The sequence below is a fragment of the Winogradskyella eckloniae genome (assembly GCF_013249045.1).
In the GTDB taxonomy this organism is placed as follows: Bacteria; Bacteroidota; Bacteroidia; order Flavobacteriales; family Flavobacteriaceae; genus Winogradskyella; species Winogradskyella eckloniae.
The window spans coordinates 1-2133 of sequence record NZ_JABRWP010000018.1 but is presented as its reverse complement, the minus strand read 5'-3'; the positions used below and the strand labels follow the sequence as shown (position 1 = coordinate 2133).

General features: G+C 31.2%; 3 protein-coding genes. All 3 read right to left on the bottom strand.

Annotation, left to right across the window (positions count from 1 at the left end):
- Positions 1 to 137: 137 nt before the first annotated feature.
- The gene (locus HNV08_RS16190; RefSeq protein WP_173282405.1) at positions 138 to 497 is read right to left on the bottom strand and encodes a hypothetical protein; all 360 of its coding nucleotides are present in this window, start codon (positions 495 to 497) and stop codon (positions 138 to 140) included.
- A gap of 550 nt (positions 498 to 1047) precedes the next feature.
- Positions 1048 to 1410, bottom strand: coding sequence for a hypothetical protein (locus HNV08_RS16185; protein ID WP_173282404.1), 363 nt, complete (start codon positions 1408 to 1410; stop codon positions 1048 to 1050).
- Complete coding sequence (locus HNV08_RS16180) at positions 1407 to 1871, bottom strand: barstar family protein (RefSeq protein WP_173282403.1); 465 nt, start codon at positions 1869 to 1871, stop codon at positions 1407 to 1409. The genes HNV08_RS16185 and HNV08_RS16180 overlap by 4 nt, the downstream gene beginning before the upstream one ends.
- Positions 1872 to 2133: the final 262 nt, after the last annotated feature.

Genomic DNA, 2133 nt, shown 5'->3' with positions numbered 1-2133 from the left:
GTAATAAGCTATTAAAACAAGCCTTTGCTATTGCTAAATCTGGATTAATATATGATGATACTTATAGAAGTACTTTAGTGAAAAATTAATGAGTTTTTACTTGTTTTTTACCACAGTACTTTGTTGTACACTGGCTTTTATTCATATTTTATTGATTTCAGAAATTCAGCACGTTCATTCAATTCATCCGTCATTTTTATTTCAGTAGGTTGGTCGTTTTGTAAAATCCACGCTTTATTTCCGATATCGCTACTTTGTAGTACAATTGTATCTCCTAGTTCAGTCCAGCCAATTGTCCATTTATTCGCATCTCCAGCTCCAGTATTCAATTCAGTTAGTTTTTCATTTTTCTTATCATATAAGTGAATGATAACGTCAGCGTAATTATCCGCATTTTTGTCAGTCCGATTTACGGTTGCGTAAATTTCAAAATTTCCAGTTGATGATTGGGTCTTTTCACTTTCATAGTCGCTAAAAAAACAACTTGTAAAAGTCAAAGTCAATAATATTAATATCAGATTTCGTTTCATTCGGTAGCTTGTGTACAACGGTTCGTGTATAATACGTTGCGTGGTTAAACAACTAATTTAGTAAACTTTTGCGAACCAGAGAAAATTCCGCAGGAATTTTCGTGAGTAATCAATACCAAGCAATGGATTATATACCTTGTTAGCAGCAGTTTTTTTTAGAATAAAGGGTTAGATTGGTCACAGAGATAAAAAGTCCTGCGTAATGAGGTAAATAGGCTTTAATGAACTCTCAACTCACGAATTACTCGGACGAGGAACCTGTCCTGCGTGAGAATTGGGAATTTTTGGATTCCAATTATGGTTTATCTGACTTAAAAATCTAAAAAAAATCGCGAAAAAGGAAGCTGGTAAATTTTGAGTGACTATTGCTGCTAACGTGTTTGTATATGGTTTGTTGCGTGTTTAAGCACTAAAGTTAGCAAATAAAAACCGAATAGAAAATCCGCGAGGATTTTCGTAAGTAGGCTAGAAATAGCAATAAATTATATACGGTGTTGTAAGTAGTTTTTTATTCAGTTTATAATGTATTTGTTATTTCCTTTTCGTAAAATTTTCCTCTATCGTCAGTCGCAATAACTTTTGGTCTCTTTCCATTTTCCCAAATTAATTCAAATGATTTTAGAGAGTCAAATTCCACGTTTTGTGATTTGAAATGCTCATTTATGTTATCATACCAATAACCAATTGACTTAGTAATTCGGTCAGAAATCATTGTCCTTGGTTGGAATTCTTTAGTTTTCCAATCAATTTTTATGTCATAATTCTTTCCACTTATTTTATTCAATTCATCAATTACGAAATCAGAATCAACATAATTTTCATAGCTTAAAAAACTATGTCCAAAATTGTGAATTGCTGAAGGAATATTTTTGTATTTCACACCTCTGATTTTTCCACTATTAAATCTACGAATTCAGCGTTTCTTAATAAATCTATAATAAAATCATAATCATCTTTTCCGAATACTTTTTCCAGTTTTTCAGTTCCAATTATTTCTATAATACAATCTCCTGGAAAACCTGGACCTTCTGCTGTTATAGCGTCATTAAAAGCATCAAGATTTTTTCCAAAATGTTTTGCCGATTCAGAGTCGATTTCCGCAACGTATTTATTCCAAAAATCTTGTTTAGATTCACAAAATTCTCCGTTTATAAATATTTTTCTCTTATGTCTCGTTTTTCTGTTTTCGTCTGTTACAATACTTACGAAAGTATCTTTTCCATAAGCCATTTTATCAAAGACTTTAGAATAGCCAAGATTCAACCATCTTTTATAAATCAATTTTCCATTGAAATATAAGTAAAGTTCATTATCATCCTTTATTTCCTTTCGTATTATCACGGTTTGTTTAAATTACTTACAACGTGTTTGTATATGGTTTGTTGCGTGGTTAAGCAACTAAGTTAACAAATAAAAACCGAATAGAAAATCCGCAAGGATTTTCGTAAGTAGGCTAGAACTAGCAATAAATTATATACGTCTTAAGTTTACAATTCATTAAATTAGACAATAAACAAGAAAAGACAAAAGAGAGGATTAAGGTTATAATACACGTAGAAGCTTAAGACTTCGTCAACATTGAAAATCCCCTCTCTTTTCCTTC